This window comes from Bernardetia sp. MNP-M8 (assembly GCF_037126285.1).
Classification (GTDB): Bacteria; Bacteroidota; Bacteroidia; order Cytophagales; family Bernardetiaceae; genus Bernardetia.
In genome coordinates, this window is the sequence record NZ_CP147012.1 from 797257 (window position 1) to 822951 (window position 25695).

Below are 25695 nucleotides of genomic sequence, written 5' to 3' on the forward strand. Positions count from 1 at the left end.
GACATTATTTCTAAACTTGCTCTAAGCATATTTATCTACATAGCCTTGCAGACCTTCACGGTTTCCAACTCCAGAAGCTACAAAAGACCATTCATTATTTTGTTTTACAAGTCTTCCAAACTCTACATCAGTATCATTTGGAAATTCTTCGTCTAGGTCATAAATCAGTATTTGTCTATCCGTTTTGACATCTACAATACGAATATAAGCATCCTTTAAAAGTCCAAAATGATGACGACGGGTCGCAGCTTCGTGAATAGTGACAGCCAAAATAAGTTCTGTTACTTCAGGATTTATGGTAGCAAGATTGACCAAAATCATTTCGTCATCTCCATCGCCGTCGCCTGTTCGATTATCGCCCAAATGTTGAGCAGAGCCATCAGGAGATTTCAAATTATTATAAAAAACTAGATATTCATCCGAAATAAGTTTTCCATTTTTTCCAATCATAAACATAGATACATCCAAATCTAGTTTGTTAGATGTTTTCATATCCCAGCCTAATCCTATCATTATTTTTTCTAAGCTAGGTTCTTTTTTTGTTAAATTAAGTGTACTTCCTTTTGTGAGTTTGATTGACATATTTTAATAAATTTAGATTTTAGAAGTATGAATTTAGAATTCTAAATTGAAGGGTATTGAAATTAGTTCTACCTTCTAAATTCAGAACTCTAAATTGGTTTTATAAATATTCATCAGCAATAATATCTAATGTTTGGCTTATCTGAGGTGCAGCAATAGCTTCTCCAATGGCTTTAAACTCCCATTTTCCAGAAGCATGTCGTATCATTTTTCCCATAACCATTGAGGTATGCCCTGCAAATTTTGGTTCAGATGACAAATTAAATGTAGCTAAAACTTCTCTTACTTCTCTTCTATTTCCTTCAAAAATTCGAATCTTAGAATAAGGAATTTCTGCAAAATCTTGTCCTTTGTATGAGTTTAAAAAGAAGATAAGTTGGGTTGCTTCTACATTAATTTTGTTGAGTTCGATTTCAATGATTTCATTGTCGAAATCATCTGTTTTGCTATCACCTTCTCTATCATCGCCACTATGAACGATAGCTTTATCTTTAGAAACAAGTGAAGAATAATAAACTAAATCAATTCGGTTTCCGTCTTTATCAAAAATGGCAACACTTCCATCCAAATCTACACTTTCATTGCTAGAAACCAAACCAAAAAGTTGTTTTGTTTTTATCATTCCCCAGTTTACTCCGATACAAATTCGGTCATAAGTTTTACCAGCTTTTTCTAAGGAAATAGAACTTCCTTTTTTGAGATTAATACCTGTTTTTTTATTTAATGAAATACTCATATATAAATTTAGATTTTAGAATTATGAATTTAGAATTAAATGCAATGATATAAAGTTAGATTTTAGAAGTCAGAATGAAATTAGAAATTTGTCATTAATTCTAAAATCTAACTTCTGACTTCTAAATTTATTTAAGCGTATTTGTCTAAAAATGCCTGTAAACCTCCATTTTCACCTACTCCAGAAGCTATAAACGACCATTCGCCATTTTCTCTAACTAATCTTCCAAACTCTACATCTGTATTTGAAGAGAATTCTTCATCTAAATCATAACGTAAAATTTCTCTATCCGAACTCACATCAACAATTCTGATATAAGCATCTTTCAACATTCCATAATTATGACGACGAGCAGCAGCTTCATGAATAGAAGCCACAAAAATAAGTTCATTTACATCTGATGAAACAAGAGGCAAGTTTGCCAAAACCATTTCGTCATCACCCTCACCATCACCAGTTCGGTTATCGCCTGTGTGCTGAATAGAACCATCTGGCGATTTGAGGTTATTGTAAAAAACAAAATATTCGTCAGCAGGCACTTTACCAGAAGCTCCTACCATAAAAACAGATACATCAAGGTCTAATTTTACACCTGACTTCATTTCCCAGCCAAGTCCGACCATTACTTTTTCTAAACTAGGTTCGTTTTTAGAGAGGTTGAAACGTCCTCCTTTTTTTAGCGAAATTGCCATTTTTCGAGTTATTTTAAGTGTGAAATTGAATAAATAAATTTAGATTGTACGTTGTTAAAACATAGTAAATATTTTTCTATTATTACCGTTTTTCAACTGAATAGATAATTATTTACCAAAAAATTTTTTCATTTGTTCTTCTTTACTGAGTTGTTCTTGTGTTTTTTTTGATTCTTGTTTAGGCATTTCTTTCTTTTTTTCTACTTTCTCATCCTTTTCAAAAAAATCATTTATAACTGATTTTTTGACATCTTTGGTAGAATCATTTTCTACGTTTTTACTTTGAGAAAAAAAGTTATTTAAAATATCGGATTTGTTTTCTGTTGCTTTATTTTCCTTCTCAAAATGTGCCTTAATTTCGTCTTCTAGGTTTTTATTTTCTGTATTATTTACTGTTTTTATATGTGTTGTCTTGAACTGTTCTAAAAGATTCTTTCGTTTTTCTTCTAACTGTTTTTTCTCATTTTGCTTTTGCTGCTGCGTTTTATTTTCGTTTCTACTGAAAAGCTGTTCAATTCTTTTTCTCTGTTTTTCTTGAATTTTCTCTTGTTCTTGTTGTTGATAGTTTTCGAATTTCTTATTTATTTTTTCATCTATATCTTGTAAAGAATTAGCTTCTAGTCCATCAATTTGATTTTCGATATCCAAAACACCATCTACCAAATCCACTTCAATTTGTGCCTGATTTACTTTATCTTCAAATAAATCTATTTCATTAGAAATCTCTAAATCATCAAGCACTAATTGTAGTTCTCGTTGATTTTTTGCGTTTTGAAGTTTGTTGATGAGTAAAACTTCTTTTGTTTTTAATTCTTGTAGTTGTAAAGTCAGCTTTTGCTTTTGAAGTTGCATTTGCTGCCAAGTCTGTAACACATTATTATAAAGTGTTTCGAATTCTCTCTTTTGTTTTTCTAGATTTTCTTTTTGAAGAATATGCGAACTAGCAAGTGATTTATTTTTACTTCTTAGAGCATACTGCAAAGCCGTTTCTTCTTGCTGAATGGCATATTTTATTTGTTCTATTTTTTGATATAATTCTTCTTTATTTTTCCTGACGTTTTCCCAAATGACACTATTTTTTTGGATAGCTTGTTCAATTTGCACAATTGCCAATTTAAAGATTTGACTTGCATCTCCTCTTTCTGCTTTTTCTTGCTCTATACGAGCATGTTCTTCATTGACTTGCAAAATTCTGCTGATTCTTTTCCACATAGTTTTTTTGAGAATAATGGCATACAAAAATTAAGTTTGTATCACATCAAAGTAGTTAAAATTTAATAGATGAATGATAATAAAGATAGAACTATTTAAAGAGGTTTATACACCTTGTATGTATGTTGTTATACGCAAAAATGTTAAAAAGGATAGGAAAAATCTAAAAAAAAACAAACTTAATGAACATCAAATTCATTAATCAACTGATTTACAGAAAGTTGTAATCACACATGACACTACTTTATTTTCTAACTAGAACAATACCTTTGCTTATTTATCTTGGAACAGAGTAAAAGAAATAGTTGTCTGATGATTTTTGTGGTAAGGTAAAAAATTTATTTGTCTTTCTGTTCTGTTAGGAACTACATATTGGTAGGACTTCAAGATTTTTAATACAAAATGCGACCAATATACAACTCCTACGGAGTAAATGATTTTTAACTTTTCTGTTTTTATCTACTCCTAACGGAGTAAAAATCAAAATTTCTCAATAGCCTTATGGCTATGTTAAGAACACCGACGACTTCCACAAGAAATATCAGCCAAGCAAAAATGACATACTAAACATTGAAAACAAACCGACAAAATGGCAGTAAAACTAAAATCAAAACGACACAAAAAGACAAAATTTACACTCAAAAAATCATTTTTGGTATTGGCATATTGTATGTAAAGACTACAACGAAAGTGTCACATACAAAATCAAACAAACTCAAAATAGAGTTTAATAAGATAAGCGTGATGACATAAAAATTATGTATTCATTCACTATTAAATAAACTAGACAACTATGGCTGATGTAAATATTCGTCCTTTAGCAGACCGTGTATTGGTTGCTCCTGATGCAGCAGAAGAAAAAACGGCAAGTGGAATCATCATTCCTGATTCGGCAAAAGAAAAACCACAACGTGGAAAAGTAATCGCAATAGGAAATGGTAAAAAAGACGAACCAATTACTGTAAAGGTAGGTGATAACGTTCTTTATGGTAAATATTCAGGTACAGAAATCAATGTAGAAGGACAAGATTACCTTATCATGCGTGAATCTGACATTTATGCAGTTGTTTAATTAAACAATAAGTCATTGGTGGAGACACCAACAACGGCAAACAAAAATGTTAGATTTTTTTATGGATTTATTTTTTAGACAAGTAGCAATTTGATTTATCAAATTCTATCTATTCAATTTCATAAAAACACATTTCTACAAAAAATTTTAATAGAACAAAAAAAACATTCAAAATATTATGGCTAAGATAGTAGTATTCGATACAGTAGCTCGTGAAAGACTTAAAAAAGGCGTTGATGCTTTGGCAAACGCAGTAAAAACAACTTTAGGACCTAAAGGTCGTAATGTAGTTATCGACAAAAAATTTGGTGCACCTTCAGTTACTAAAGATGGTGTAACAGTTGCCAAAGAAATTGATTTGAAAGACCCTATCGAAAATATGGGTGCACAGCTTGTAAAAGAAGTAGCTTCAAAAACGGCTGATATGGCTGGTGATGGTACTACAACTGCAACTGTTTTGGCTCAAGCTATCTTTAATGCAGGTATCAAAAATGTTGCTGCTGGTGCAAATCCAATGGATTTGAAACGTGGTATGGACAAAGCTGTAATCAAAGTAGTTGAGAGTTTGAAATCTCAATCTAATCCAATCAAATCGTCTTCAGAAGTTGCTCAAGTAGGTGCAATCTCTGCAAACAATGACATGGAAATCGGTAAAATGATTGCTGATGCTATGGATAAAGTGGGTAAAGATGGTGTAATCACAGTAGAAGAAGCTCGTGGTACTGAAACAGAAGTAAAAACTGTTGAAGGTATGCAGTTTGACCGTGGTTATTTGTCTCCTTATTTTGTTACTAATACAGAAACAATGGAAGTTGAATTAGAAGATGCTTATATTCTAATTTATGACAAAAAAATCTCTTCTATGAAAGAACTTCTTCCTATTTTGGAACAAGTTGCTCAAAGTGGTAAACCTTTGGTTATCATTTCAGAAGATGTTGATGGCGAAGCATTGGCTACTTTGGTAGTAAACAAAATTCGTGGTGCTCTCCGTATTGCTGCTGTTAAAGCTCCAGGTTTTGGTGACCGTCGTAAAGCTATGTTGGAAGATATTGCTACTCTTACAGGTGGTACACTTATCAGCGAAGAGCGTGGTTACAAATTAGAAAGTGCAGAAGTGTCTTACTTAGGACGTGCTGAAAAAATCACTATCGACAAAGACAATACTACAATTATCAATGGTGCTGGCGAAAGCGATAACATCAAACGTCGTATCAACGAAATCAAATCTCAAATTGAGAAAACAACTTCTGATTATGACCGTGAGAAATTGCAAGAGCGTTTGGCTAAATTAGCTGGTGGTGTTGCAATCCTTTATATCGGTGCAGCTACAGAAGTAGAAATGAAAGAGAAAAAAGACAGAGTAGATGACGCATTACACGCAACTCGTGCAGCCGTACAAGAAGGTGTAGTACCTGGTGGTGGTGTAGCATTTATCCGTTCTTTGGATTCTTTGAATGACTTTGTTGTTGGTAAAAATGGCATCGAAAACCAAGACCAAGAAACAGGTGTAAACATTATCCGTCAAGCTCTTGAAGCTCCTCTTCGTACTATCGTTTCGAATGCAGGTCTTGAAGGTTCTGTAATTGTACAGAAAGTAAGAGAAGGAAAAGGCGATTTTGGTTACAATGCTCGTGAAGATAAATACGAAAACTTAGTAGCTGCTGGTGTTCTTGACCCAACTAAAGTTTCTCGTTTAGCTCTTGAAAATGCTGCTTCTATTGCTTCTCTTTTACTTACTACTGAGTGTGTAATTGCAGATGATCCAGAAGAGAAAGAAGCTATGCCTTCTGCTCCTGGTATGGGTGGCATGGGTGGAATGATGTAAGAATCATTTCCTTAAAAACTTGCAGCGTATTTTTAGCATTCTCTTTTGAAATGTACGCTACAAAACTTAAAAAGTCATTTCTTCTTTGAAAAAGGAGGGAATGACTTTTTTGTATTTTGATAAATAAACCTGTCCTTACGAATTAAATAGTCTTTCATTTTCTAAAATTCGTTGGTGAGATAATCATCAAAACAAATAGAAATTGGATTTTAGGATAAAAATATAGTTTCATAGAAGATAATGTTTTTGAAATCAATGAAGCAGCAAATAATGAACTAGTTTTGATAGAAGAAAATAATAAAGGTTAAGTAATTGAGCTAAATTATTTACAGCTTATTTATTAAGCATCTTTTTTAGAATGAAACCCATAACTTTAGTTATGGGATAGTTAGAGGGTGTTTTCTGCTTTTTTTTGTTATATGTAATTCTGCCCAATTACTTATCACTGTTATTTTTGTATGTAAAAGTCTTCCAGACTGTTGAATTTCATAAACTATTGTTTTTTATGTTAGAGTAGAGTAAAAATAGTATTATTTAAAGTTTAAAAATCAAATAATTAGTAATTTATTCCACTATTAGTTTAATTTTATTACTTTTGATATTCATAAATACAGGGTTTAATTAATTATCTTATATTTCAGTTTTCCTTAATAATAATAATAAAAATAACTGTCAGACACTTTATACTCATCCGTAATTAGATTTCAAAAATATCTAAATTTTGATTATTTTTAGCTTATGAATTTTCAACTTAGTATTTCTGAACGAGATATTTTAAAAGATTATCGTAAAAGTTCTTCAGGAAAGAAGGACTATATTCGTTGTACTGTTCTTTTAGGTCTTGACCAAGGTAAGTCAGCAAAAGAGTTGTCAGAGCTTTTAGGTGTTGATTTAAGTAGTTTTTATAATTATGTAAAAAGTTATAATTCCTGTGGTCTTTCTGGTTTTATTTCTTCTAATTATTTAGGTTTTTGGGGTAAGTTGGATAGTTTTGATTTGGCAGCTTTAGATAAAGAACTTCGTTCTCACTTGCATAAAAACTGCCAGTCTATTGCTTATTGGATAAAAGAAAATTTAGGTATTGATTACGCTATTAAAAGTCTTCCTAGTTTGATGAAACGTCTAGGTTTTTCTTATAAAAAGACAAAAACAGTTCCTGCTAAAGCTGATAAAGAACTTCAAACTCACTTTATAGAAGATATAGAGGCTTTGATAGAGCGTTTAGATTCAGAAAATGCTGTTCTACTCTACGCAGATGCTGTTCATCCTCAATGGAATACCCGAAGTAATTATGCTTGGATTCCAACAGGAGAGGAAAGAGAAATTAAAAGTAGTAGTGGTAGAAAGCGCATAAATTTGACAGGTACAGTAAACATTCAAAATCCAAGCGATATACTCATTAGTGAATCAGAAACAGTTGATTCAGAGAGTGTAAGAGAATTTTTAGATAAAGTAGAAGCAGCCTATTTAGATAAAAGCAAGGTGTATATGGTCTTAGACCAAGCCTCCTATTTCAAATCTTATTTGGTGCAAGACTGGGTATATGGCTCTAAAATAGAACTCATTTACTTGCCTGCCTACTCGCCTAATTTAAACTTAATTGAAAGACTTTGGAAGTTGATGAGAAAGAAAATAATTGATTATGAATACTACAATACATTTGAAAAATTTAGGACTAACGTCCTTGCATTTTTTGAATATATCGTTGATTATAAAGATGAGCTAGAAACACTTTTAGCACCTAATTTTCACGTCCAATTTTCGAAAACCAATTTCTATTGAGTATAACAAGTATCAGTACAGTTTAAAAAACTTTATCTGACACTTATGAACGGCTTTAGCCCTCAACGAAATTAAAGTGTCTGATAGCAACAGAAAACCCAATAAAACTTATTAAACAGTGTAGTGAGTCATAAAAAATTACTTTTATCTATCTTATTATCTCCATGAAAACGGCTATCTTCTTTTTATTCTTTCTACTCTTATTTTATGGCTCTACTTTAAAGGCACAAGTCAATGACAATGAGCTTTGTATAAATGCCTCTCCTTTTTGTGCGAATTCTCCTAACCCATTACTCTATGCAGGAGGAACGGATAGACTTTCTGCTCCTTATGGAATTGATTATGAGTGTTTGCTTACAACTCCTAATCCAGCATGGTTTTATATGAATATTGTTAGTGCAGGTACACATACCATTGAACTAGTTTCTATTAATAATGTAGATGTAGATATTGCTATTTGGGGACCGTTTGCAGCAGGATCTTCTTTAGAAACTATTTGTAATCAGTTAAGTATAGGAACTATTGCTCCTGTTGATTGTAGTTACTCAGCTGACCCCACCGAAACAATGAATTTCACCTCTACTGCTAGAGGAGAAATTTGGATAATGCTTATTACTAATTATTCAAATCAAGAAACTGATATTACAGCTTTTCAATCAGCAGGAACAGGAATAACAGATTGTAGTATCGTTCCTTGTTCGGGTGTAATTGCAATAAATGGAGAAGAAAATGTTTGTAATACCTCCGTTAGTACATATTCTATTTCTTCTGGTGGAACTTCAAATTTAGTCTATTCTTTATCTCCTAGTAATGCAGGCATCATAAACGCATCAACAGGAAGAGTAACATGGAATTCTTCTTTTTCTGGGCGTGCTACTGTTTCGGTTAGAGCTTCTTATGATGATTGTGCAGACGCTACAGCTAATTATGCTGTGGAAGTTTCTTCTTCTTCGCCAATTACTTTATCTGCTTCTAAAAACCCTCTATGTGAAGGCGAAACGATTACATTTACAACTTCTAGTTCTTCTGCAAACTCTTCTACTAAATATGATTTTAAAGTAAATGGAGTTTCTGTTCAAAATACCACAAGTAATATATTTACTTCAAATTTATTAGCAAACAATGATAGAGTAGAAGTAACTCAAATAAATACTGGTTGTAATTCTGTAAGCAACCAAATTACAGTAACTATTCTTCCAAAACCCACCGTTTCGCTTTCGGCTTCTTCTACCAATTTGGCTTGTGGAGAAACAGAAATTATGTTTACAGCAACAGGAACAAACCTAAATAATGCAAATTATGATTTTCAGATAAATGATGTTTCTGTTCAAAACTCTACTCAAAATATATTTGCTTCTTCTTCTTTATCAAATAATGATGTGATTAAAGTAGTTGTGGATAATGGAAGTTGTTCAGTTACTAGCAATCAGATTAGAATGACTGCAAATTCAGAATTGGAGGTAATTCTTTCAGCTTCTTCTCTAATCATTTGTCCTAATTCAGAAGTAACTTTTAGTGTTGCTACAAATCCAACTTTACAAAACCTGAACTATGATTTCAAAATAAATGGCGTTTCTGTTCAAAACTCTACTCAAGATACATTTATATCTTCTTCGCTTTCCAATAATGATAAAATAACCGTAACAGTTTCTAGCCAAAACTGTCAAGGAACAAGCAATGAGGTTATTATTCAAATAAATAATGATTTGAATGTAAATCTTTCAGCTTCCAAAACGACGATTTGTCAGGACGAAGAAATCATTTTTACGGCTGATGAGGATTTTGAAAATTATGATTTTAGGATTAATGGTAATTCTATTCAAAATTCTTCTTCAAATATATTTACCTCAAATTCAATTTCTAATAGCGATATTGTAAGTGTTTTGGTAAATAGTGGAAATTGTGAAGTAACCAGTAATTCTGTTTCTATAGAAGTTGTTCCAAACATAAATGTAACTCTATCAGCCACAAAAACAGTTTTGTCGTGTCAAGATTCAGAAATTATTTTTACAGCAAATCCTATTCAAAATGCCACTTATGATTTTAGAATAAATGGTATTTCTGTCCAAAGTGGCACTCAAAATACGCTTTCTTCTACTTCTTTATCTGTTGTTTTAAAAAATAATGATGTAATTGATGTGGGTGTAAATAATGAAAGTTGTGAGGCTGTAAGTAATAAAATTATGCTCACTCAAAGTCAAAATTTGGATGTCACTCTTTCAGCTTCAAAAACAACTTTGACCTGTCAAGATACAGATATAATTTTTAGAACTTCTGTAAGTGCGAATTTACAAAATGGAAATTATGATTTTAGAATAAATGATATTTCTGTTCAGAATAGCTTTCAAAACATATTTTCTTCGGCTTCTTTATCAGAAGCTTTAAAAAGTAATGATAAAATTACAGTCATTGTAACAAATGGAAGTTGTTCCCAAACGAGCAATGAAATAGTAATTACTTTTACAGAAACATTGAATGTAGAACTTTTAGCTTCCAAAATCACTATTGAAGAAGGTGAAAATATAGTTTTTACAGCAAATTCAGATATAGAAAATTTAAACTATGATTTTAGAATAAATGATGTTTCTGTTCAGAATGGAAACTCCTCAGTTTTTAACTCAAATTCTATTTCTACTCCTTTAAAAACCAATGATGTCGTAACTGTAATTATTAGAAAAGGAAGTTGTAGTGCAGAGAGTAATGAAGTTATAATCACTATTGAATCCAAAACAACAGGAATTTATCCAAACCCAACACCTGATAAAATTATCTATAACCTCACCTCAGAAAGTAAAGGTGCTTATACAATTCGTGTTTTTGATGCGATTGGAAAGTCTATTTGGCAAGAAGAAAAACAAAAAGAAGATACTTTTTTGAAAGGAACTCTCAACTTAGAAAGTTTTGCTAAAGGAATATATATTATTGAATTTACAGATGAAAATGAAACTAGATTTTTTAAAATTATCAAAGAATAAGACATCAAGAACTACTATTAGACAATTAATAAATTTATACTCTTACTATTTCTGTAGACTATTATTGGTAAATGATTTTTATGACAAATGAAGATAAATATGAACTGTTTTTTATTGAAATATTATACTATTAGTTGAAATAGTTTAAAAAAAACAGTTATTTTTATCTGTATTTACTAACGTGAGTTCGTTATTAAAAATATCCTTTTTATTTGTTTATTATACTCTTTCCACAATACTTTCTATTCAAAAAAAGGAACTTGAAAACCACTTGAGCTTAAAAGTAAATTGATACGTATAAGTGTTTTGTTGAGGTAATTTTTTTGTTCGCCTTCTATATTTCCTTTGATAGTAAAATGAAATTCTAAAAGAAGTGAATCAATTTTAGCAATATCTAATTTACCTTTGATTCTTTCAGCCGAAAGCAAACATTCTATCATAGCAAAAAGTCTATCCATTACCATGACATCAGATTTTCCATAATAAAGAATAGGAGATATATAGCGATACATCAAATTATAAAGAGAATAAGTTTCTTCCCAAAGTCGTTGAGTTCCTTCTTTATCTGTATAACAATAAACTCCTTCACGCAGGGCTTTTTCTATAAAAATCAAAGTCATATAATTAATTGTACGGATAGCTGTTTCAGGGTCATTTATCCCTGGACTTAATGCTTTTGTTGCTATTTCACTTAGTTGTTTGATTCCATAAACATAATTATCTTGAATATATTCATTATCATAAAAAACAAACTCTTCCAAAATTTCATTCATTGCTTCTAATCCAATTTCTTTATTTACCTTCAATAAAGGAGTTCCGATAACAAGAAATGAACCTTCTTCTAAGTTGATAAATAACTCAATATCATATTTTTTAGCCAACTTAACTATTTTTTCTCTATTACATTCTCTAAAATAACCACTCTGATTACTAATAATGGTATGCCAGTCTGATACTTTATCAAAAACGGTTTGATAGTCTTGATAATTACTTACTTTCTTTGATTCTAACTCATTAAATGTCTTATTATAAACCATCAAAATAATATTATCTACCTGTACTGAACGAGAAATTGAATGAATAAAATAGATGAACAGAACAAGAGACAAAACACCAAAGCACATTCCTACAAAAATACTTAGCTGGGGAATATAAATTCCTTCTTCAGTTTTTCCTATATTTACGATAAGCAAAAGGCAGTACAGAATTGTTGCTAGATATGTTCCCAATACAATTTGGTAAGATTTGTTTGTCAAAACCCCTGGAACAACACGAGGAGAAAAAGCTGTTGCTGCCTGATTTAGAACAACCATTACCATTGAAAAATTAAAAACCATCAATGAAATAATCCCTCCAATAAAGGCATTAAGTACAAAACGAGCATTGTCCGCACCTGTTACTAAAGCAAATTTCAGAACTTCTTTAGCTTCTTTACTTAGTTCAGAATTTTCAAAAGTCATCATAAATATAGAAAGTCCTACCGAAAAAATAGCCATCAAAGAAGGTAGAAAAATAATGCTATTTGTAAGAGCTAAATAGGTCTTACGAACATACTGATAAGGTCTTTTGAACATAAAATAAAAAAAACATACGATGGAAAAGAAATCATTTAGTAAAGCAACTTGACAAAGCACAAATAGTTAGTGAAATTTTATTTTAAAATAAAATAAGGCGAATTAGGATTGAGTTTATTCTGAATTCTTTTAAAAATAGAAGGTTTTCCAAACTGCTTTTGAAATGCTTTTTCAGTTTGTTTTTTTCCTTCATTTTCAATAAAAAATGGAATTTCATTTACTTCTACAAAATCTTTAACAGCAGTATTAAAAAACAAATCTTCTTCAGTACAGTGTGTTCCTGTTGCATCAAAACCTGTATTTTGAACTAATGATTTTTTAGGAAATAAGAACCAACCTTTTTCTAAAAACATTGTTGCCATAAAAAAAGTAGCCCAAGAATCTATTTTATTCTCTTTTTGAGCTTCCAAGATTTGATAATAATAATAACTACCAAAGTTATATTCTTTTGGTGTAATTGAGTTTTGATTGAATTTTTGAAAAATACTGTCAATATCAAAATCAACTTTGTCCCAAGTTTTTTTCCAAGTAGCCCAACCCCAAGAGCTATTTACAGGAAGAAAAAAGGTTTGTTGTTCTACCATTTTTTCATTATCTAAAGGAAAAGCAGAAGCAGAAATTCCCCAGACTTTATCTTCATTTTCATATTTTTCTAAGGCATCATTCATATATTTTAAAAAGCCTTTTTGGGGAACAATATCATCTTCCAAAACAATTATTTTTTCATATTTATTGATTTGTTTAGTAATTCCTTCTTTTACTGATTTGGCTAAACCTTTATTTGATTGAGCTTCATAAATTTCTATACTCAGAAAATCACTTTCTTTTTGTTCTTTGAAATCTCTCAAAACTTGCCTCGTTTGTTCAATTTCTTCTTTATCTTTTGAAGAAGCATTTGGTTTTGCTCCATCTGAATAAATAATAAGAGGAGTATCTTTTGAATTTTGACACACAGCCAAAGCCTCCAAAACTTGCCTAGTATGATTGGAACGCTTATAAACGAATAAAATGACAGGAGAAAGCATATAAGGAATGGTAAATGATTAATTGTGAATGATAAATGACTTTGAGTGCCTGAATATCAATCATTTATAATTTTAAAATTAGTGTATTAGGAATAGAAATCAATTAAAGTGCGAAGGAGGAAACCCATAACTTTAGTTATGGGAAATAAAAGGAAGTTTTTTTTTCACGACGACTTTTAGAACTAATAACAAAAAAATCCTTTACAAATCTAAATTTATAAAGGATTTTTGAGAAAATACTATTTATTTTACACAAACTAGGAAGTCTGTGATACAATTAGGATTAATAATAATTATTAAGCATTACTGGCATAACTAGCATCAATACATCTTCGTCTCCTACTTCATGTGGATACATTAAAGCTGCACGATTTGGCTCAGAAAACTCAAAATGAACAGTATCACAATTTAAGTTAGATAACATTTCCATCAAGAATTTGCCATTGAAACCAATTTCTAAAGAATCACCATCATAATCACAAGGTAAGTTTTCTTTTGCTTCATTAGAAAAATCAACATCTTCTGCTGAAATAAGCAAGTTGTTATTTTCTAATTTGAAACGAATCTGTTGAGATGTTTTGTTAGCATAGATAGAAATACGCTTCAAAGAACTCAAAAGCTGCTGACGGTCAATATTTAAATTTTTGTCGTTACTTGTCGGAATTACGTTTTCATAATCAGGGAAACGCTCATCAATCAAACGACTTACCATTTTGATATTGCCAAAATTGAAAAATACATTTGTATCATTAAATTCCAACTGAATTTCTTGAGGAGAAGAAGGTAAGGCATTTTTGAGTTGCTCAAATGCTTTTCCAGGGATAATAATTGAAGAATTACTATTTCCTTCTGTTCCTTCATAACGATAACGCACCAAACGGTGTGAATCTGTGGCTACAAAATTTGTTTTTCCATCTGATAAATTAACAAAAATACCATTCATAGCAGGTTTCATTTCATCTGAACTAACAGCGAAAAGGGCATACGAAATAGCACTTGAAATAACATCAGACGAAAACATTAAGTTGGTCGTATTTTTTGGTTCAGCAGGACGAGGAAAATCGCCAGCATCTTCTCCAGCTAAAGTATATCGCCCATTATCTGACAAAATTTCGATGCCATGAGATTCTGTATCAATCGTAAAAGTGATTGGTTGTTCAGGCAAGTTGCGAAGTGTATCTAAGAGCATACGAGCAGGAACAGCTACATTTGCTTTTTCATCTGTTTCAACAGCCGTTTCTAAAGTCATTGCATTTTGTAAATCGGAAGCCGTTACACGCAAAAGACCATCACTAATCTCAAATAAAAAGTTTTCTAAAATTGGAATAACAGGATTGCTAGGAACAAGTCCTTTCAGCGAATTGAGTTGTTTGAGCAGCGCAGCCGACGAAACAATAAACTTCATATCGTATCAGTATTTAATGGTAACCTAAATGGTAAATTATTTTTTTGTAGGACTACAAAGATAAAAATTTGTAATGCCATACCATAACCTTTAATGAAATTTCTTTTACTTTTTTTGGAAAAAATCTATACAAGTCAGAATTCTGTATCAGAAAAGTAAAATATCATAGAGTTGATTTTTCTTTAGCTACTTTTTTTATTTATAAGTGCTATTTTTGTAATTTTGTAATTGAAAATAGTATCCTTCCTTAGTTATGAGTACCAGTATACGTATTATTACATTTTTTTTGGCTTTGCATATCTTAAACTTTAGTTTGGACATGCCTTCCTATAACTCATCAACTTACCTTACCCAAAATCAGAATACTAATTGGGAGAGTGAACAAGATGAGATAGAAAGTATTCTAGAACTTGTAATAGAAACAGTCTTAGAGCAAAATGACTTTTTTCCTGATACTGAAGAAGCTGATTCACAAACTGAGTCTTTTTCAAAAAAAGTAGATTGGATTACTCATTCTTTTCTACTCAAATTTTCTTTTTTTGAGAACCTATACACTTCTTCTAATTTTGTATTGTATAAGTTGCAAATCAGAGAAATAAGTCAAGATATTTTACCACCTCCTCCAAAAGCTTAGTTTAATTTTTTCTTAGAATATCTTTTTTCATTTAAAATAAATGAAATCTCTTTTCTATTTTTATTATTAAACTAAATTAAAAAATCATGACACTCTTTTTAAGATTTTCATTTGTGTATCTATGCCTTTTTATTTCATTTTCAACTCAAAGTCAGACACAAGCTCAAGATAGCTTATCTCAAATTATAGATAGTCTTTATATTGAAGAAGTCGAAAACGACAAAACACCTGACAAAGTTTTGCATGCCGAACCTTTATATATTGACCTAATAAGAGATTTGGGAGCTAGAAAAGGCGAGAAAGAATGGAATATAGGCTTAGGACTGACAGACAAACTTGACTATGATGAATATGAATTGCTTGTAGAGTATGAATTTGCACCTATTAATCGTTTAGGTTTTGAAATTGAAATACCATTGACTTTTTCTTTTAGAAATAATCCTCAAACAGATGATATTCGTCCTCCTTCGCACCGTGTAGAAAGCCTAAAAACAGCTGTTCAATGGTCGTTTTTTGTTTCTGAAAAACTCAAAACATCTATGGCATTAGGTTATCTCAATGAAATTGAATTTACTGATTTGAATGCAATAACGAGTAATAATATTCTTCAAGGTAATGTTTCAAATCCTTTTTTTGTGATAGCCAAACGTTGGGGGAATAATTTTCATACCTTACTTTATACAGGAAGTAAATTTACGCATCATTTTGAAGGAGGAAATATTGATTTTTCTTATCAAAATAATTTTAGTTTTCATTACATGATTCCAAGCACTAGAAATTTTATAGGATTAGAAACCAATCAAGTTTTTAAAAACCAGAATTCATACATTACACTGCGTCCTCAAATGCGTATCAGTTTGGCTGATAATCTGATTGTCGGAATTGTGGCTGGTATTCCAATTGAAAAACAAAATGAAAGGTTAAGTTCTTTTATTCGATTGATATATGAACCTTCTCATAAACATTAAAAATTAGGCTAAGCTATAAATCAAAAATGCTTGTCAGAGAATTATATTCTGACAAGCATTTTATTTTGCTATTGTTTAGCTTAAAAAAGCAGTTTTATGTTCGTTGTAGTTTCCATTTCCAAATAATTCCTTCGGCTTCATCTTCTAATTCCTCAATTTTCTGAAAGTTACACTTTGATAAGACTTTTGTCGAAGGGTTTTCTTGCCCTAATGTATGCGCTTGAATAGAATTTACGTGTTCAAAACTAAAAGCATTATCGATAAGAGTGTTTGCTAATTCTGTTGCAAGTCCTTTATTTCTGTATTCTGATTTAATTTCATATCCAATTTCAACAATTCCCTCTTCAGTAGGTTGCCCACTATATCCACAATTTCCAATAAGTTTATTATCAGATTTATGAATTACAAAATAGTTCCACCAACCCAATTCCTCTTTTGAAGATTTGATTTTATCTAAAGCATATTGTAGGGGAGCTAAACCAAACTCTGTCCAATTTTCAGGAACGATGACACCCAATTGTTGTGATAATTTTTTGTCTCCTTCAATAGCAGATTCTAATAGATTTTGATTAGAAGCAATAAGAAGTAACCTTTTAGTTTCTAGGTTTTTGTTCATTTTAAGTTCCTAATTACATTTTGCACATAATTGAATAAGGGAAAAGGCAAGCCTTTTCCCTACAAATACAATATAATTTAAGCCATCACTTTTTCCTTCTGCATCATCTCAACAAATTGGTCAAAAAGATAACGAGAATCGTGAGGTCCAGGAGAAGACTCTGGGTGATATTGAACTGAAAAGGCTTTTTTGTTTTTAAAACGAATTCCTGCCACACTTTTATCATTCAAGTTTTTGTGTGTCTCTACAATTTCGTTTTGTTGGTTTAATAATTCTCTGTCCACACCAAAACCGTGATTTTGAGAAGTGATTTCACAATTTCCTAATTCTAAATTCTTAACTGGGTGATTGAGTCCTCTATGTCCGTTAAACATTTTGTAAGTAGAAAGCCCACCAGCAAGAGCTAAAATTTGATGCCCTAAACAAATTCCAAAAATTGGTTTGTCAAGTTCTAAAAGTTCTTTTGTTGTCTTGACAGCATAATCCATTGCAGCAGGATCACCAGGACCATTAGAAAGGAAAAAGCCTGTTGGATTAAACTCTAAAAGTTCTTTTACAGAAGTTTTAGCAGGAAATACTTTACAAAAAACGCCTCTTTGCGCTAAACTTCTCAATATATTTGTTTTGATTCCAAAATCTAAAACAGCAACTCGTATTTCTGAATTTTCATTGCCGACTGTATACGTTTCTTTTGTCGTAACTTTAGAAGAAAGTTCTAATCCATTCATATCAGGCACTTCTGAAAGTCTTTTTTGAAGTTCTTCTTGTGTCAAATCTTCTGAAGAAATAATGGCATTCATTGCCCCTTTATCACGAATATGACGTACCAAAGCACGAGTATCAACTTCTGCAATTCCTGTAATATTAGCTTTTTCTAAGTAATTTTGAAGTGAACTATCAGCCGTAGAACGAGAATGAATGTCTGAAAAATTACGAACTACAAGACCATTTATTTTGACACTTGCAGATTCATTTTCTGCATCTATTGTTCCATAATTACCGATATGAGAACTTGTATTGATTACAATTTGTCCAAAATAAGAAGGGTCGGTATAAATTTCTTGATAGCCTGTCATTCCTGTATTAAAACAGATTTCGCCACCTGTTGTGCCTATTTTTCCAATAGCGATACCTTCATATTTTGTTCCGTCTGCAAGAAGTAAGATTGCTTTTTTGTGATTTTCCATAAAAATAACTTCGTTCTTTTGTGAGTTTGTACGATGATTAAGATTTCATGAGATTCAAATACGCAAAAGTACAAAAAAAATCCATTACCATTTTGAAAAATCAAAAAAGTGATGGATTTGGTGTGAAAATTCAATACAAAACACTCTAAAGAGTGTTCTACAGAATGATTATTTTAAAAATCTTCTCTCAAAAATTTAGAAACTGCTTTAACCGTTTTTTGAGGAGCTTCTTCCATCGGAACATGTCCTACACCCTCATAAATCAACATTCTGTTGTTGGGTAATAAGTCTCTAAAACGACGAGCATTTTCAGCAGGCAGCCAAGCATCATCTTTTCCCCAAATAATAAGTGTTGGTGTATAAAGATTTTTGAGTTGTTCGGTATTATCGTGTAAATCTTGATTGATGATATTAAAAAAGGCTTTCATGTTACAATCACGAGTAAAAAAGTCAAAATAACGGTCTATAGTTTCTTGACAAATTAAAGATTGATCACAATAAACTTCTTTTACAAATTTCTCAAAAATAGGTTTCTGAAGTGCATATTTGAATATTTTACCAAACATAGGAAGTTTGGCAAGTTTGAAAGGTGCTGGAATGCTTCCCTCATCTATAAATCCTGCTGATGAAATCAAAACTAATTTTTCTACTTGTTTTTGGTGTCTGAGGGCATATTCCCAAGCAATCCAACCTCCTAAAGAATTTCCACCTAGATAACATTTCTTAATATCTAATCTATCCATAAATACTTCTAAGTAGTTCATATAATTCTCTAAGCAATAATCTTCTTCAGAAATTGCTCCTGTAAGTCCAAAACCTGGTAAATCTAATGAGATAACTCTATATTTTTTGGAAAGTGTTTTTGTCCAGTCTTCAAAAGTATGAAGCGAAGAAAAAGCTCCATGAATCAAAATTAAAGGTTCGCCTGTTCCTTCTTCTCTATAATGAATTAGAGAACCATTGATGGAAACAAAACGAGAACGATTATCAGTATATTTTTTTAGTAATTGCTGTTCGCTGCTTTTTGGGTCTTCAAAAAGAGGTTTTAAAGAGGCAATTTTTTCAAAAGAAATAGGAATCATAATAAATTAAATAGTCAAAAAAATGAGGTTGAAAGTTTAAAAAATGTTCTACTGTGTGTTAGATGTAGAAGAGATAGAATGAGCTTGAATTTTAAAAAATTGATTGTCATCAAATTCAATATTCTATTGTTAATTTGTCATAGCTAATTTATAATACGCATTTTTGGCTAAAATTGTTTTGCATGCAGAGTATTTTGTTTAATTATTTTGATACCTAGTTGATTTTGAGAGGTTTATTTTTAAACAAAAAACCGTAATTCTACTGATAAAAATAGAATTACGGTTTAGTTTTTTATAAAAAGTCTTTCTTATTTAGCTAAAGCCATTAATAAATCTTGTTGTGTTATGATATGTACATTTTGGTTTGCATCACGAACCAAAAGTGCAGGATTGTCTTTATTGATAAGTGAAGAAAGTACATCCACAGTATTGTTCATGGAGACAAAAGTAAATGGACTATCCATAATTTCTTTGACAGGCATGTCTTTCAAAGCAGGATTATCAATAAGTTTGGCAAGTGTTTTTGAATCTACCAGACTTCCAACAATATTTTCTTTAGTTGCATCACTTACAGGAAGTTGAGAAATTCCCTCTTTGTTCATCATCTTAACAGCATCTCCTACTTTCATATCTTCATCGATAACGAAAAGCTCTGAATGACCATTTTTGCTTTGAATAATATCGGCAGCTGTTGCAAATTCTCTTTCCAAGAATCCGTGGTCTTTCATCCAATTATCATTGTAGATTTTACCCAAATAACGAGTTCCGTGGTCAGGCAAAATAATTACCATTACATCTTTTTCTTTTAGGTTTTCTCTAGCATATTCTAAAGCTCCAAAAACAGCAGAACCACACGACCAGCCTACAAAAAGACCTTCTTCACGAGCCAATCTTCTTGTCATGATAGCACTATCTTTATCAGTTACTTTCACAAAATGGTCTATCAAATCCATATTTACATTTTCTGGCAAAATGTCTTCTCCAATTCCTTCTGTAAGATAAGGATATACTTCTTTCTCATCAAAAATACCAGTTTCTTTTAGTTTTTTGAAGATAGAACCATACGAATCTACTCCAACTGTAACAATATTTGGATTTTGTTCTTTCAAATATCTTGATGTTCCACACATAGAACCACCTGTTCCTACGCCTGCTACATAATGCGTAATTTTTCCATCTGTATCATTCCAAATTTCAGGTGCAGTGCTTTCATAATGCGCTTGCTGATTTGATTTGTTATCGTACTGATTTGGATAAAATGAATTTTCTATTTCTTGATTTTTGCGTTTTGCAATCGAATAATACGAACGAGGATCTTCAGGAGAAACATTAGTAGGACAAACAATAACTTCTGCACCCAAAGCACGTAGGATATCAATTTTCTCTTGTGATTGCTTATCTGAAACCGTAAAAATACACTTATATCCTTTTGCAATGGCTGTAAGTGCAAGTCCCATTCCTGTATTTCCAGATGTTCCTTCAATGACAGTTCCACCTGGTTTAAGAAGTCCTGCTTTTTCAGCATCTTCAATCATTTTTAGTCCAATACGGTCTTTCATAGAATTACCTGGATTAAGGTATTCTACTTTTACCAAGATTGTTCCTTTGATTCCTTTGTTTACGCTGTTGAGCTTTACAAGTGGCGTATTGCCTACTGTGTCGATGATGTGATTGTAATAACGCATAGTTATTTTTTGTGTTTTTTGAGTATTTTTGCTGTGTTGTTTATACAGAGATTTAAATGTTACAAAGGTAGAAAAAAAACAGTAAATAGGAATTCGGAAACTAATTACTAGTGATATAAAATGAGAACGTCAACAAAGAAGAGAGTTGCCTTTATATTTCGTTTAAAATGTATCCAAAATAGAAAAACTAATAGCACTTAACATTTGCATATTCTTCATGAAAATAAATATTACCTGTAGTTGATGGTCTCCCACCACCATAATTTTTATGTAAAATAGTTTTTCTTATTGTAGAAGTAATAAAACGATGTTGATTATACGTATACTCATAATTTATTTCTTCCGAAAAAATTTCATTATAGCTATTTTCACGAATAGTAAAGGAGTAGATGATATTTCCATATTCGTCAGTCTCTTCTATTATCTTATCTTCTATTATATTTCCAGCTTTGTCATACCCTTGATACAAAGTAGTATTACCTTCAGTAGTAACAGTATAGGATTTAACGAAATCATAGTAAGACATTGCTACACTCCAATAATGTTTTATTTTTACTAAAAGACCATTTTCATATTCATATAAAATAAATCTAGGTGAAATAACATCTCCACTGGTTTGGATTCTTTGAGAAGTTTTTATTAACCCATTTTCATATGTATAAAGCCATTTATTTATCAAAAGATTGTCACGATAATAATCTTCTTGCATAAGCAAATCATCAAGATATGTATACACTCTTTCTGATAACATAGAATTATCTCTATAGTATGTTAATTTTTCTATACGAGAATTTCCATCGTAACTAATTTCTCGTCTTTCTTCTAGCTCAGGAACATCATTAATAAAAAGTCGTGGTCTTTTGATCTCATATGATATGAGTCTGTTTTGGTTATCATACTTATAATATTTTATCTCATGTGGTACTTCTCTCCAAGCACTCGTAGTAGATTCCTGAATCTTTCGTTTTCCTTTATACATTATATCTGTATATTTAATAAGCTCACCCTCTTCATTATAATAATTTATACGCTCAGGAATACAAGAAAACTTGCCCTCTTCAATCTCTTCTTTTTGACAAGATGAGATGACTAGAGACAAAAACAATGTAAAAATCAAAGAATTTAGATAGTTGTATTTTTGCATAAGCTATTTATTTATAAGTTTGAAAGTGCTGAGTATTCTTTCTTTTACTGTGCTATTTATACAGAAATTGAAATGTTACAAAGGTAGGAAAAAAACAGTAAATAGGAATTCGGAAACTGTTTTTCGTACCACAAAAAAATAGCTCTAGATTTTTTTTGTAATTCTAAAGCTATTCTGAAATGAAAATAATTTTAAGATAGAGCAAACACAGTGTATTTAGTTTATAGGAGTTGGTTTTTTGTTTTCATCTATTGCTACCAACGTAAACTCACCTGTTATTGCCTTTTCTCTAGTCTCTGAATACATTTGTTCAATATAAATCTCTACACTTATTTTCAAACTGGTGTTACCAATTTTACTGATTTTGCCAATCAGTTCTATAATTGTACCTGCAGGAATAGGATGTGTAAAATCAATTCTATCACTACTTACAGTTACCATTTTTTGTCTAGTAAAACGAGTAGCTGTAATAAAAGCAACCTCATCCATCAAGTACATGGCTGTTCCTCCAAATAAAGTATCGTAATGATTTGTAGTATTAGGAAAGACAGCTTTAAAAATATGTGTTTGAGCAGCTTTTATTTTTTCTTCTATTTCTTGTGTCATTATTTTATTTTTTTAAATCCATAAACACAATGCCTACAACCACTTTTGCAACAAGAATTTCTTAATAAATGGTAGAGTTCAGTAAATACCCAATAGCCATTTTCTTTGTAATAATGTACATTTTCTATCAACGATTCTCTAGCAGGAAAAGAATAATTTTGAGAGTTATTTACAAGTGTGTTTAAGTAAATTAAACAATCTTTACAAAGGCAATCAAATTGAGTTTTACTCAAAAAATCTGTAGTTTTTTTGCTAATAGTTACTTGATTACATTGACAATTACTAATATCATCTATTTTACAAATAAATTCTATATTGCATCTAGGACAAGTTTTAGGTGAGTATTGTGTCATTTTTTTGAAAGAAATACAGACAGAAAAAATATATTACTTTTCTGTCTGTATAATTTTAGGGTTATAAAATTTCTGTTTCAACTGCTGTACGCAATTCTTTAGCAGCACTTACCATTTCGGTCATGGCTTTTTTGGTTTCTTCCCAATGGCGAGTTTTGAGTCCACAATCTGGATTTATCCAAAGCTGGTCTATTGGAATATATACTTTTGCTTTTTCCATTAAAGCGACCATCTCGGTTTTGGAAGGAACTCTAGGCGAGTGAATATCATATACACCAGGTCCAATTTCATTTGGATACTTAAACTCTGAAAAAGCATCTAATAATTCCATTTGTGAACGGCTACATTCTATCGTAATTACATCAGCATCCATAGAAGCAATATTTTGGATGATGTCATTAAATTCAGAATAACACATGTGAGTATGAATTTGTGTATCATTTTCTACACCACTTGATGCAATTCGGAAAGCACCAACTGCCCATTCTAAATAGGCTGTCCAATCTTTTTTACGCAAAGGCAATCCTTCACGAATAGCAGGTTCATCAATCTGAATAATTTTGATATTCGCTTTTTCCAAATCTGCAACTTCATCTCGGATAGCTAAAGCAATTTGATTACATGTTTGGCTTCTAGGTTGGTCATTTCTTACAAAACTCCATTGCAAAATTGTAACAGGACCTGTTAGCATTCCCTTAACCCATTTTTTAGTTAAAGATTGTGCATAAGCCGTCCAACGCAATGTCATGGGATTTGGTCGGAATACATCTCCATAAATAATAGGAGGTTTGACACAGCGAGAACCATAACTCTGTACCCAGCCATTTTGTGAAAACTCAAATCCTTCTAATTGTTCACCAAAATACTCTACCATATCATTGCGTTCAAATTCTCCATGAACTAATACATCAATTTCGGTTTCTTCTTGCCAACGAATAGTTTGTTCAGTTTCTTTGGCTATCAAATCGTCATATTGTTGTTGAGTGAGTTCGCCCTTTTTAAATTTTGCTCTCCAACTTCTTACTTCACTCGTTTGAGGAAATGAGCCAATAGTTGTGGTAGGAAATAATGGTAATTTCAATGATTCTCTTTGGACTAACTTTCGTACTTGAAAATCAGATTTTCGCTGTGTATCTTTTTGTTTAATAGTAGCTACACGCTCTTTTACAGCTTTATTATGAATTAGTGTAGAGGTTTTACGTTTTTGATTAGTCTCTTTATTTTCTTGAAGTTTGTTTTGGGTTACTTCCAAATTGTCGCCATTGGCTAATTCTTTGAGTGTAACTACTTCTTCGATTTTCTGTTTGGCAAATGCAAGCCAATTTTTCACTTCTGGTTTTAGTGATTTTTCATTGTTTTCGAAGCTCAAATCACAAGGACAATGTATCAAAGAACAAGAAGGAGCAATCCAAACTCTTTCTTTACCAATTTTATCAATAGTCTTTTGGATAATAGACAGTGAATTTTGAAAATCATTTTTCCAAATATTTCTGCCATCAACAATACCTAAGGAAAGATTGGTTTCAGTTTTTATAAAATTGGTAGTCAGAATATCTTCTAGTTGAGAAGGACAACGCACCAAATCTAAATGCAAAGTCTGAATAGGCAAATCTAATACAGTACCCAAATTGTCACCATAGCAATCAAAATAATTAGCTAAGATAATGTGCAATTGAGGAAACTTTTTTGCAATTAAATTATAGGTTGTTGTTATGGCAGCCTGTTCTTTTGATGTTAAATCTAAGGAAAGATAAGGTTCATCAAATTGAATATGTGTTGCTCCATTAGCTATTAATTCTTCTATTACCTCTATATAAACAGCCAATAAATTAGGTAATAAATCTATTTTATCAAATCCAGTTTCTTTTTCTTTTCCCAATAGCAAATAAGAAACACAGCCAATCAAAACAGGTTTAGGAGTAAAACTCATTTTTTTTGCTTCTAAAAACTCATTAACTACTTTTTTGCTAAACCAAGAAAATTTTTGATTCGCTACAAATTCGGGTACAATATAATGGTAGTTGGTATCAAACCATTTTGTCATTTCCATTGCTGTTACATCAAACCCATTTTTTTGATGTCCTCTTGCCATAGCAAAAAGCAAATCTATTTCAGCAACTTGATTGTCTTGTGCTAATTCTTGATACCTTGGAGGAATTGCTCCGACCATTAAAGTAGTATCAAGTACTTGGTCATAAAAAGAAAAATCGTTACAAGGAATTAAATCAATTTTGGCATCAAGTTGAATTTGCCAATTGTGTTTGCGAATGGTTGTGCCTGCTTCCAAGAGTTGCTCTTGGTTGATTTTAGCTGACCAATACTGCTCAGTCGCTTTTTTGAGTTCACGCTGACTACCTATCCTCGGATAGCCTAAATTTTGTGTACGCATGGTATTACTTTTAAATAAATGAATAATTTAAAAGTTCTTATTGCTTACAAATTCACAATGTTTTGGCAGATAGAAAAGACAAATGTAGATAGTAAAAAGGCACACTTATCCCATTAAATAGAAATAAATAGGTAAAACTATTTATCACACT

21 protein-coding genes are annotated in these 25695 nt (G+C 31.3%); 6 read left to right on the forward strand and 15 right to left on the reverse strand.

Going from position 1 to position 25695, the window contains the following annotated elements:
• Positions 1-21: 21 nt before the first annotated feature.
• From V9L04_RS03465 to V9L04_RS03480, 4 genes are all read right to left on the reverse strand, one after another.
• The gene (locus V9L04_RS03465) at positions 22-582 is read right to left on the reverse strand and encodes a TerD family protein (protein WP_338792680.1); all 561 of its coding nucleotides are present in this window, start codon (positions 580-582) and stop codon (positions 22-24) included.
• Positions 583-682: 100 nt separating this feature from the next.
• Positions 683-1318, reverse strand: a complete 636-nt coding sequence (locus tag V9L04_RS03470) for a TerD family protein (protein WP_338792681.1) — start codon at positions 1316-1318, stop codon at positions 683-685.
• A gap of 131 nt (positions 1319-1449) precedes the next feature.
• Positions 1450-2010 (reverse strand): TerD family protein, encoded by a 561-nt coding sequence (locus V9L04_RS03475; RefSeq protein WP_338792682.1) that lies wholly within the window; start codon positions 2008-2010, stop codon positions 1450-1452.
• A gap of 108 nt (positions 2011-2118) precedes the next feature.
• Entirely contained in the window at positions 2119-3222 is a 1104-nt protein-coding gene (locus V9L04_RS03480) for a hypothetical protein (RefSeq protein ID WP_338792683.1), read from the reverse strand.
• 793 nt (positions 3223-4015) lie between these two features.
• Here V9L04_RS03480 and V9L04_RS03485 point away from each other — a divergent pair.
• From V9L04_RS03485 to V9L04_RS03500, 4 genes are all read left to right on the forward strand, one after another.
• A complete protein-coding gene (locus tag V9L04_RS03485; RefSeq protein WP_338792684.1) occupies positions 4016-4294 on the forward strand; it encodes a co-chaperone GroES in 279 nt (92 codons plus the stop codon).
• Positions 4295-4472: 178 nt separating this feature from the next.
• On the forward strand, positions 4473-6119 hold the full coding sequence (gene groL / locus V9L04_RS03490) for a chaperonin GroEL (RefSeq protein ID WP_338792685.1): 1647 nt from the start codon (positions 4473-4475) through the stop codon (positions 6117-6119).
• Positions 6120-6857: 738 nt separating this feature from the next.
• Entirely contained in the window at positions 6858-7901 is a 1044-nt protein-coding gene (locus tag V9L04_RS03495; protein WP_338790635.1) for an IS630 family transposase, read from the forward strand.
• 164 nt (positions 7902-8065) lie between these two features.
• The gene (locus V9L04_RS03500) at positions 8066-10876 is read left to right on the forward strand and encodes a T9SS type A sorting domain-containing protein (RefSeq protein WP_338792686.1); all 2811 of its coding nucleotides are present in this window, start codon (positions 8066-8068) and stop codon (positions 10874-10876) included.
• A 242-nt stretch (positions 10877-11118) separates the two neighbouring features.
• Here V9L04_RS03500 and V9L04_RS03505 read toward each other — a convergent pair whose 3' ends face one another.
• The 3 genes from V9L04_RS03505 to dnaN form a co-directional block, all read right to left on the reverse strand.
• Positions 11119-12450 (reverse strand): DUF2254 domain-containing protein, encoded by a 1332-nt coding sequence (locus V9L04_RS03505; protein WP_338792687.1) that lies wholly within the window; start codon positions 12448-12450, stop codon positions 11119-11121.
• Between the two features lie 77 nt (positions 12451-12527).
• Complete coding sequence (locus tag V9L04_RS03510) at positions 12528-13475, reverse strand: hypothetical protein (protein WP_338792688.1); 948 nt, start codon at positions 13473-13475, stop codon at positions 12528-12530.
• A gap of 283 nt (positions 13476-13758) precedes the next feature.
• Entirely contained in the window at positions 13759-14880 is a 1122-nt protein-coding gene (dnaN, locus tag V9L04_RS03515; protein WP_338792689.1) for a DNA polymerase III subunit beta, read from the reverse strand.
• A gap of 253 nt (positions 14881-15133) precedes the next feature.
• Here dnaN and V9L04_RS03520 point away from each other — a divergent pair, with 253 nt between their 5' ends.
• Together V9L04_RS03520 and V9L04_RS03525 are read left to right on the forward strand one after the other, a co-directional pair.
• Positions 15134-15514, forward strand: coding sequence for a hypothetical protein (locus tag V9L04_RS03520; protein ID WP_338792690.1), 381 nt, complete (start codon positions 15134-15136; stop codon positions 15512-15514).
• A gap of 86 nt (positions 15515-15600) precedes the next feature.
• Positions 15601-16482, forward strand: coding sequence for an HAEPLYID family protein (locus V9L04_RS03525; protein ID WP_338792691.1), 882 nt, complete (start codon positions 15601-15603; stop codon positions 16480-16482).
• A 94-nt stretch (positions 16483-16576) separates the two neighbouring features.
• Here V9L04_RS03525 and V9L04_RS03530 read toward each other — a convergent pair whose 3' ends face one another.
• From V9L04_RS03530 to metE, 8 genes are all read right to left on the reverse strand, one after another.
• Positions 16577-17098, reverse strand: coding sequence for a GNAT family N-acetyltransferase (locus V9L04_RS03530; RefSeq protein ID WP_338792692.1), 522 nt, complete (start codon positions 17096-17098; stop codon positions 16577-16579).
• 77 nt (positions 17099-17175) lie between these two features.
• Entirely contained in the window at positions 17176-18285 is a 1110-nt protein-coding gene (gene carA, locus V9L04_RS03535; protein ID WP_338792693.1) for a glutamine-hydrolyzing carbamoyl-phosphate synthase small subunit, read from the reverse strand.
• Between the two features lie 173 nt (positions 18286-18458).
• On the reverse strand, positions 18459-19367 hold the full coding sequence (locus V9L04_RS03540) for an alpha/beta hydrolase (protein ID WP_338792694.1): 909 nt from the start codon (positions 19365-19367) through the stop codon (positions 18459-18461).
• Positions 19368-19675: 308 nt separating this feature from the next.
• Positions 19676-21052: a cystathionine beta-synthase gene (locus V9L04_RS03545; RefSeq protein ID WP_338792695.1), complete on the reverse strand. Its 1377-nt coding sequence runs from the start codon at positions 21050-21052 to the stop codon at positions 19676-19678.
• A 187-nt stretch (positions 21053-21239) separates the two neighbouring features.
• Entirely contained in the window at positions 21240-22196 is a 957-nt protein-coding gene (locus tag V9L04_RS03550; protein WP_338792696.1) for a hypothetical protein, read from the reverse strand.
• Positions 22197-22412: 216 nt separating this feature from the next.
• Entirely contained in the window at positions 22413-22802 is a 390-nt protein-coding gene (locus tag V9L04_RS03555) for an acyl-CoA thioesterase (protein WP_338792697.1), read from the reverse strand.
• Positions 22802-23155, reverse strand: a complete 354-nt coding sequence (locus V9L04_RS03560) for a cysteine-rich CWC family protein (RefSeq protein WP_338792698.1) — start codon at positions 23153-23155, stop codon at positions 22802-22804. The genes V9L04_RS03555 and V9L04_RS03560 overlap by 1 nt, the downstream gene beginning before the upstream one ends.
• A 61-nt stretch (positions 23156-23216) precedes the next feature.
• Positions 23217-25544, reverse strand: a complete 2328-nt coding sequence (gene metE / locus V9L04_RS03565) for a 5-methyltetrahydropteroyltriglutamate--homocysteine S-methyltransferase (RefSeq protein ID WP_338792699.1) — start codon at positions 25542-25544, stop codon at positions 23217-23219.
• Between the last annotated feature and the right edge of the window lie 151 nt (positions 25545-25695).

Bases quoted from the DNA above. Each gene is read 5' to 3' on its own strand.
- groL (WP_338792685.1), top strand. From the start codon at position 4,473: ATGGCTAAGATAGTAGTATTCGATACAGTAGCTCGTGAAAGACTTAAA.
- V9L04_RS03550 (WP_338792696.1), bottom strand. From the start codon at position 22,196: ATGCAAAAATACAACTATCTAAATTCTTTGATTTTTACATTGTTTTTG.
- metE (WP_338792699.1), bottom strand. From the start codon at position 25,544: ATGCGTACACAAAATTTAGGCTATCCGAGGATAGGTAGTCAGCGTGAA.
- V9L04_RS03560 (WP_338792698.1), bottom strand. From the start codon at position 23,155: ATGACACAATACTCACCTAAAACTTGTCCTAGATGCAATATAGAATTT.
- carA (WP_338792693.1), bottom strand. From the start codon at position 18,285: ATGGAAAATCACAAAAAAGCAATCTTACTTCTTGCAGACGGAACAAAA.
- V9L04_RS03555 (WP_338792697.1), bottom strand. From the start codon at position 22,802: ATGACACAAGAAATAGAAGAAAAAATAAAAGCTGCTCAAACACATATT.
- V9L04_RS03530 (WP_338792692.1), bottom strand. From the start codon at position 17,098: ATGAACAAAAACCTAGAAACTAAAAGGTTACTTCTTATTGCTTCTAAT.
- V9L04_RS03475 (WP_338792682.1), bottom strand. From the start codon at position 2,010: ATGGCAATTTCGCTAAAAAAAGGAGGACGTTTCAACCTCTCTAAAAAC.
- V9L04_RS03495 (WP_338790635.1), top strand. From the start codon at position 6,858: ATGAATTTTCAACTTAGTATTTCTGAACGAGATATTTTAAAAGATTAT.
- V9L04_RS03485 (WP_338792684.1), top strand. From the start codon at position 4,016: ATGGCTGATGTAAATATTCGTCCTTTAGCAGACCGTGTATTGGTTGCT.
- V9L04_RS03510 (WP_338792688.1), bottom strand. From the start codon at position 13,475: ATGCTTTCTCCTGTCATTTTATTCGTTTATAAGCGTTCCAATCATACT.
- V9L04_RS03540 (WP_338792694.1), bottom strand. From the start codon at position 19,367: ATGATTCCTATTTCTTTTGAAAAAATTGCCTCTTTAAAACCTCTTTTT.
- V9L04_RS03500 (WP_338792686.1), top strand. From the start codon at position 8,066: ATGAAAACGGCTATCTTCTTTTTATTCTTTCTACTCTTATTTTATGGC.
- V9L04_RS03505 (WP_338792687.1), bottom strand. From the start codon at position 12,450: ATGTTCAAAAGACCTTATCAGTATGTTCGTAAGACCTATTTAGCTCTT.
- dnaN (WP_338792689.1), bottom strand. From the start codon at position 14,880: ATGAAGTTTATTGTTTCGTCGGCTGCGCTGCTCAAACAACTCAATTCG.
- V9L04_RS03470 (WP_338792681.1), bottom strand. From the start codon at position 1,318: ATGAGTATTTCATTAAATAAAAAAACAGGTATTAATCTCAAAAAAGGA.
- V9L04_RS03520 (WP_338792690.1), top strand. From the start codon at position 15,134: ATGAGTACCAGTATACGTATTATTACATTTTTTTTGGCTTTGCATATC.
- V9L04_RS03525 (WP_338792691.1), top strand. From the start codon at position 15,601: ATGACACTCTTTTTAAGATTTTCATTTGTGTATCTATGCCTTTTTATT.
- V9L04_RS03480 (WP_338792683.1), bottom strand. From the start codon at position 3,222: ATGTGGAAAAGAATCAGCAGAATTTTGCAAGTCAATGAAGAACATGCT.
- V9L04_RS03545 (WP_338792695.1), bottom strand. From the start codon at position 21,052: ATGCGTTATTACAATCACATCATCGACACAGTAGGCAATACGCCACTT.
- V9L04_RS03465 (WP_338792680.1), bottom strand. From the start codon at position 582: ATGTCAATCAAACTCACAAAAGGAAGTACACTTAATTTAACAAAAAAA.